A 7554-nucleotide genomic window follows, 5' to 3' on the forward strand; every position below is an offset into this window, starting at 1 on the left:
CCCGGATCGCGTGGCTCAGTTGCCCTTGGTGGGGCAGGCATTCTTGCCTGCCTCCCGACGCGCCTGGGGGCAGGCAAGAATGCCTGCCCCACGAACAGAAACGAATCCCGGGGATTCGGTATCAGCCCCGAGCGGAGCGGGGCACGGCGGCGTAGCGGGCGCTCGACTCGGGGCTCACGCGGGCGGCCAGCCACTCGGCGGCGCGGTCGGCGTCCCAGCCGGCACTCGCGTCGAAGCTGATCGCGGCGGTGAACGCCCCGCACCCGGCGCCGCAGACACGCTCGCGGACCCCCGGTTCCAGGTCGATCCAGGTGCCGTCGGGCCGGCCGGCGTCGGGCCAGCACGCGGTCACGCCCGCGGGCGTCGCCTCCCAGCGGACGGTCCCGAGTGGGCGGAGGAGCGTCTCGCCGAGTTCGCGGAACAGGAACGCCTTCGCCGCGGCGACGTCGGTCGCAAGCGGGAACGCGACCTCGGCCAGAACGGGCTCGGCGGCGGTGTCGAGGATCCGCAGTTCGACCTCGGGGCGGTCGATGACCGCCTCACGGGACAGGCTGCGGCGCTGCTCGGGGGCGACCCGCACGAGCCGGAACACCAGGCGGTCGCGCTCCGCGGCCCACGGCTCGTGGTCGAGCGCCCGGGCCAGCCGGGCCGCGAACGGGACCTCCACCGGCCGGCCGTTGCGCCGCGGGCCGGTGCCGTTGTGCGTCGGCTTCGGCTCGTCGGGGAGCGCCGCGTCGCCGATCAACACCCACCGCGTCGCGAGCTTCGCGAGTTGCACGAAGTCGTTCTCCCCGAGTTCCTCGGCCTGATCCAGAACGAGCAGGTCGAACGGTGCGCCGCCGTCGGGGCCACGGCCGAACGCGGGATCGACGTGAACGCTCCCCGGGGTGCCGACGACGACCGGGACGCGTTCGAGGTGCCGGCGGGCCGCGTCCGGGGCGGACCGAACGGCCTCGGCGGCCCGTTCTTTGGCCTCCACCAGCGAGAGCGTCGTCGCGTACCGCGCCGCCGTCAGCTCGTCGGCCGCGAGGGACGTCACACCGGCGGCCGCGGCCGCGGCCCACGCATCGGAGCGGGCCTTCTCGGTCTCGGACGTGAGGGGGGCGAGTTCGGCCTCGATCCCGGTGCGGCGGGCGGCGACCTCGGCCTGGACCACGGCTTCGAGTTCGGAGGCGTGTGCGGCCGCGGCCGCCGCGAGCTGCGCCCGGCGGTCGGCGGTGCCGGCGGCGATCGCGGCGAGGTCCGCTTCGAGCGCGTGCGTCAGCTTCTCGAGTTCGACCGGGTCGGGGCCGTGCTTGCCGCCGCCGAACAGCCGGCCGAGCAGCCCGGGCTTCTTCGCTCCCGGGGCCGCCAACTCGGCGTGCTGCTGGTGGGCGGTGGCGAGGGCGGCCTCCTTCTCGGAGCGGGACAGTTCGAGCGCGGCGACCTCGGCCGTCAGCCGGGCGGCGTGCTGCTCGTGCGTCGCCCGGAGGCCGGCGAGTCGGGCCGCGAACGGCGTGTCGGTCTCGGACCGGACGGCCGCCTCGACCGCGGCGTGGCGGGCGGCGCACGCGGCGACGTCGGCTTCGAGCCCCGCGACCGCGGCGACGCGCCCGGCGAGGTGCTCCAGGGCGCTGAGGCGGGCGTCGGCGGCGGCCACGGCCGCGGCCGCGTCGGACTTTAGCGCGTCGGCGTGGGCGGCCCCGAGGGCGGCCGAGGTGACCTTCGAGGCGAGGGGCGACGGGCGGACCGGGTTCTCGTCGTCGGCCAGGGCGCGGGCGACGCACGCGGCGTCGAGCCGCGCGAGCCGCTCGGCGATCCGGTCGGCGGCGGCCGGGTTGGGCGTCAGCACGAGGCACCGGCCGGCACCGCACAGCCGGGCGACGGCGGCGACGACCCGCTCGCGGACGGCGGCGTCCGGCGCGTGGGCCACGAACAGGTCGGGGCACGCGGCGGCGCGGCGGGCGGCGTGGCACTCGGCGGGGGAGAGGTCGAGAGGGGGGCAACTCGCGACGGCGGCAAAGGCCGGGGGCTCCGCACCGGGCGACAGGAGCCGCGCCAGCAAGCCGCGGACGGGGTCGGCCGGCGGCTCGTCGGTGGCCGGGGCGCGAACGGGCGGCCGTGGTGAAAGGGTCAGGGACATCGGCTGGGCATCGCCTCGGTGGGCAACTTCGGTGTGCGCGGTGGTGGTCACGGGCCGGCCCCCCGCAACGGCGGCCCGTGCCCCCCCGGGGTGGGGGGGCTGCTCGGCCGGGACTGTCGGTTCCCGGTCGGTCATGTCCGCACCCCCGACAGCGGAGCGCGGAGCGGGTTCATCGGTTCTGGCTCACGGCATCGTCCCGCACGGCCCCGACACACCGACCCGTTCGCTGGGGGAACGCCGGCCCCCGTGTGTGCTTGCGCGACCCGCCGGCCGCGGCGGGGGCACGAGTTCGAACCTCCACGAGTATAGACGCCGCGCGGCAAGGAAGCTATCTCGCACTCAATTTTCACAACGCCACCACAAGGAACCCGAAATCGAAGCTCGGAGCTCGAAATCCGAACGGCCGCGGTGGGCGTCCCCGGCTCGCGCCTTCCCCGTCACGGGCTCGCCTTCAGCACCTCGAACGCCGGGCGGGTGGTCAGCGCCCGGAGCACCGGGAGCAGCGGCGCCAGGGACCGCTCCTCGTGCCAGCTGTGGTCCGTGATCTTCACGTGCCCGGGGCCGACCCCGCCGAGCCCGAGGGTCGCGTCGAGCGGCACCCACTGGTCCCCGGCGTAGACCTCGAACCACATGTGGTACGCGAGGTACGGCTTCCCGCCCGGCCCGGGTGCGTACACCACCCCGAGGGCGGTCCGCGACGGCACGCCGAGCGCCCGGCACATCGCCGCGGAGAGCATCGCGTACTCGGTACAGTCCCCGCTCAGCGTCTTCGCAACGTTGTCCGCGGTGGCCATCGCCTGCGAGAACTCGAACGCCTTCATGTTCGCCTTCACCCACCGCTCGACCGCGACGGCCCTGTCCCAGGGGGTCGCGGCCGCGGGGAGCCCGGTGGCGGCCCTCGCCGCGTGCGCCTTCACCGCGTCGTTGTCCCAGTTGATGAAGAAGTTGCTCGCGAGGAACTCCTTGCCGGGGGCGGGCTGGGCGGGCGCGTCCTTGACCGGGCCGTGGCTCGCCGAAACGTGCAGCTCAAAGGTCTTCGCCTTGTCGTCGAGGTTCTTCACCACCTGTCGGGTGTCGGTGGCGAACACCGTCGTCGGGTCGTCGTCCTTCGAGATCGCAACCTTGTAGACGACGGACCCCTTGCCGTGTATTCCCGGAATCTCGCGGTCCAGGCGGATCGACTGCACGTTGAACAGTTCGATCGGCTTCGCGACCGCGACCGTGGCCGCGTCCTTCGTGGTCCGCAGGAACGTGAGCCGGCCCCCGAACGAGGGGAAGTCGGTCTCCATCATCAAGGGCTCGAACGTCTCGGCATCGACCCAGGTGGTCGACGCGGGGAGTTTCACCTTGCCGATCGGCTCGGGCCTGGTGACGAACCGTAGCAACTTCTGGGCCGGGGTCTTGTCCCACAGGACGCGGGTCTCCTCGCCCTCGTAGGTGAGGGTCGTCTTCACCACCCGGTTCACGGTCGGGATGTACGACGGGAACTCGTACCCCTCGCCCGCCTTCAGCTTCAGCTCCTTGTAGAGCCTCGGCTCGCGGGCCAGCCCCACGACCCCCTCGACCCACGGGGTGTCGGTCGCGCCGGCCGCGGCCCCGTCACCCTTCACCTTGAGGGTCTTCCCCTCGACGGCCCCGGTGAGCGCCAGCGCCTGGTCCTTGCCCAGCCCCTGCCGCATCGACGTAATCAGTACCTCACCGGGGAGCGTCTCGACGGTGGATTCCTCGCCCCACTGGGTCACGGCGCTGCCGAACCGCGAAACCGTGAGGTTCAGGTAGCGCACGCCGACGGCGAAGGATTTCCCGTTCTTCTCCACCTCCTTCGCCGCCCAGTTGACGTACCCGACCCGCTGCCCCTCGACGCCGATCGCGAACCAGTAGTCGAAGAGCGGCTTCTCGTCCTTGCCGGGGGCCGGCTGCGGGCCGGGCGGGGGCACGTTCAGCACGCCCGCGGTGGGCACGGGCTGCCCACTCGTGGGCACGGGTTGCTTGGGAACGGTGCTCGCCGTCGCCGAGAACGGGACGCCCCTCCCGCCCGGCCGGATCACGATGAACCCGGCCTTCTCGTCACCAGCCGCGCCTGGCGCGCCCGGCGCGGCGTCGGCGGGCTGCGGGAGTTCGATCCCCTTCCCGCCCGGCCGGATGACGAGCTTCCCCTGGTCGGCCGGCGACCCGGTGGGCGGCTGCGCGGCCACGAACCACGCAGCCGACACGAGGAACAGGAGTGGCGCGAGCCAGATTCGCATGGCGCGGACCGCCGGTCGTGGGGGGCGAGGAGCTGCCGGGCGCGGGTCCCCGGAGGGGTGACCACATACTATTCGGCCCGAAAGCAGGTTCGAGCTTACCCGTTTATTGGCCCGGTGCCATCCCAACGGCCGGTAATCCCGGCTGCCGCGGTCCCGCCCGAAGAACCCGAACACCCCGGAGACCCGCCAGTTTCGCGCCTTTTCGGCCGCCGGGTGAGTATAATTCCCGCGGCACGGACGCCACGGGTTCGGAACAGGGACTATGTTTTTGAGATCGAGACGGACCGGGCACCCGACCAGACCACACGCCACGACGCGACACCACGCAGCTCACCCCGCCCGGGCCGTCATTCCCCCTTGTCGCGAGGGCGTTCCGTGAATTCGGACTGGCTGGCTACGCACCTCTCCACGAACCGCTACGGCGCGTTCGAACTGACCGACGCGGTCCGGCCCGGACCCGGCGTCCCCGTCCGGCCCCACGAGGGCTACCGGGTCGAGGTCTACCGCGACCCGAGCGTCGGGGTCCGCATGCCGATGCTCTCGGCCGCGGTCTCGGCCGAGCGGGTGTTCGACACGTTCCTGGCCCTCCTGGAACCGCTCGGCGAGGTCGTCCACGTGGTGCTCGAGAGCAGCCACGGGAACGGCACCGACCACACCGACTTGCGCCGCGACCACATCGACCGCCCGGTCCTCGAGAGCTACCTGTGCGAGTTCGAGCAGTTGCTCACGCACGACGGCTGCACGGGCATCGCGGTCATGGCCCCGGGGCGGGCGGTCGAGGTGCAGTTCGACGAGCACAAGCTGTTCCACGTCTACGCCAAGAACCTGAAGCCGTTCCGCCGGGCGCTGCGGAGGGCCGGGGTCCGCCGCCGCAAGCTCCTCCCCCTGCTCTCCGAGGGCGAGCACCTGCACCACACCACCGCGGGGTATGCTGACGAGTTCCAGCACCTTGCGCTGCGGCTCGGCGTCGGCGACTTCGACCGCGTGTACAGCTCGGATTCAGAATTCTGATTCGGAGTGTTGAAGAGTGTTGGGAGTGTTTCCGTGTTGGTGTCCAAGAGACGCTCAACACGGAAACACTCCCAACACTCTTCAACAATCACGGAAGGGGCAGGTCCTTGAACTCGAACGTCACCTCGTGCGTGACGGAGAGCCACTCGTTCACGACGACCTTGACCGGCGGGCCGAGCTTGTTCGCCTTGCCGGTGCGGCGGTCGTTCGGGGTGAACGGGATCGTGAACTGGACCGACGCCCCGTTGTTGTTGAGGTTGTTCGGGCCGTGGGTCTGGTACTTGTTGCCGGCCGCGTCCTGGAGTTCGATGCGGCTCCACGCCGAGTTGCTCCAGTTGTAGTCCTGCTGGTTCTCGTCGGTGACGCCCAGCTTCCGCATCGTGGCGTCCAGGACGTAGGACCCCTTGGTGTTCGGGTCCTCGACGAGGCTGGTGAAGTCCAGTTCCGCGGTGCGGCCGACGAACGCCTTGCCCTTCACCTTGAGCGGGTCGCCGATCAGGATCTCCGGGGTGACGCCCGACAGCAGGATGATGCCGATCTTGGCCTTGAGCGACTTGATGGTGGTCGCCGCGCCGGCCCCGGACCGGTTCAGGTTCAGGTTCCCGTAGGTGTTGTGGCCCCGCATCCCGCGGTTCTCGTAGTACGCCTGGCGGTTGTTCGGGTCCCTGGGCGGGATCAGGCTGCCCCCGTTCTCGTCGGTGGCGCTGATGACCTCGGCCTGGGTGACGCCGAGCATCGGGTTCTTCGGCTCCGACTGGATCTGGAACTGGAAGCTCATGTTCTCGTGCCGCTGGGCGTTGCCGCCGCGGCGGTTGATGCCCGAGAGCTGCACGCTCTTGTTCGAGTTGATGTTCGTGGCGAGGAACCGGAACGGGCCGGCGTAGGCGACGTACGGGTTGACCGAGTCCTGGTTGTACACGCGGATCGTCTCGTCGTCGTACTCGGCGAACACCACACACCCGTTGGCCGACGCGACCCGGTCGATGGCGACCCAGAACGGGGCGCCGTCGAACTCGAAGTCGTGCTTGAGTTCGTTCCCGCCGTTGCCGCCGTACTCGATCTTGTACCCGGTCTGCTTCGAGACCTCGTCGAGCGCCTCCTTCACCGTCTTCTGCTTCACCGCGAGCGTCACCCGCTTGGGCGCGACGAGCCGGTCGACCTCCATCTTGCGGACCAGTACCGCGAGGCGCCGCTGGACCTCGGGGCTGTCCGTCGCGAGCAGCACCGCCTTCATGCCGGGCAGCGCCTTCTCGCCCAGGGCGGTGAGGTCGCGGCCGGCCTTCTCGCGGGTGCGGTAGTCGTCGGACCCGAGGTCGGCGAGGAGCTGCGCGACCCTGGGGTCGGGCCGGACGACCAGCGGTGCGGGGGCCGGGGCCGGCTTGCTCTCGGGGGCAGCGTCCTCTCGCGCCCAGCTCGCGACGCCGGCGCTCCCGGTGACCAAGGCGGCGGCGACGACCCACTTCGATTCGCGGCGCATGTGGTGGCCTCTGGGCGGCGTCGGACGGGATGCTCGGAGAGGGCTTCCGGTACCGGTTCTAGCCTAACAGCGGGTTGGGGCACTCTCAAGGGAGTGGTTGCACCCCCGTTACCAGAATCGCGCCGGAATTGTTCAAGTTGTCCCGCACGGGAACCTGTGCGGGCCGTGCCGGATGTGCGGGTCGAGCGGCGGTCACGCCAGGATGTCTTTCACGACGTGGCCGTGGACGTCGGTGAGGCGGAAGTCGCGGCCCTGGAACGTGGCCCAGGTCACTTATGGTCCCGATTTCGACTGGTTCGTCGCCTGCGGTAAACCAAACTGGACGAGACGCCCGACTCTGCCCGATATGCATGGAATGCGAGGATTTCTGGCACTTGGTCGCAAGGCAGTCCGGTCAACTGAAGATCGGGAAAGAGGCAAGATAGATACCCGCGATCATTGACTCGATACTTCCCGCGCGAACGGTGCGCCCGAAGTTGTTCGACCTCATCGTCAAGGGGTCGGGAATCGTCAAGCACCTCGCACCACCGACGGACACGGCCTTGGTCATCGAACCGCAGGCATTCCCGATAGACGACGCAGAAGAAGATTCCGCCAGCGTGCAAGTCCGTCCATCCCATCGGGCCGGTACGGTACGTCACGCCTAGGCTCTGTCTGGTGAACCGCAAGTCGTTGTGGCAGCCTCTAATCGGTTATGA

Annotated in this window: 4 protein-coding genes; 1 reads left to right on the plus strand and 3 read right to left on the minus strand. The window is 70.6% G+C overall.

Going from position 1 to position 7554, the window contains the following annotated elements; all coding sequences use genetic code 11:
• Positions 1-121: 121 nt before the first annotated feature.
• Positions 122-2122, minus strand: a complete 2001-nt coding sequence (locus ACTIGN_RS20885; RefSeq protein WP_439627411.1) for a hypothetical protein — start codon at positions 2120-2122, stop codon at positions 122-124.
• A gap of 437 nt (positions 2123-2559) precedes the next feature.
• On the minus strand, positions 2560-4368 hold the full coding sequence (locus tag ACTIGN_RS20890; protein ID WP_439627413.1) for a transglutaminase-like domain-containing protein: 1809 nt from the start codon (positions 4366-4368) through the stop codon (positions 2560-2562).
• 375 nt (positions 4369-4743) lie between these two features.
• Between ACTIGN_RS20890 and ACTIGN_RS20895 the strand changes: the two genes are divergently transcribed.
• A complete protein-coding gene (locus ACTIGN_RS20895; RefSeq protein ID WP_439627415.1) occupies positions 4744-5379 on the plus strand; it encodes a hypothetical protein in 636 nt (211 codons plus the stop codon).
• 88 nt (positions 5380-5467) lie between these two features.
• Here the strand turns inward: ACTIGN_RS20895 and ACTIGN_RS20900 are convergent, their stop codons facing one another.
• On the minus strand, positions 5468-6856 hold the full coding sequence (locus ACTIGN_RS20900; RefSeq protein ID WP_439627417.1) for a hypothetical protein: 1389 nt from the start codon (positions 6854-6856) through the stop codon (positions 5468-5470).
• Positions 6857-7554: the final 698 nt, after the last annotated feature.

Origin of the sequence: Gemmata sp., assembly GCF_051859125.1 — a bacterium.
GTDB lineage: Bacteria > Planctomycetota > Planctomycetia > Gemmatales > Gemmataceae > Gemmata.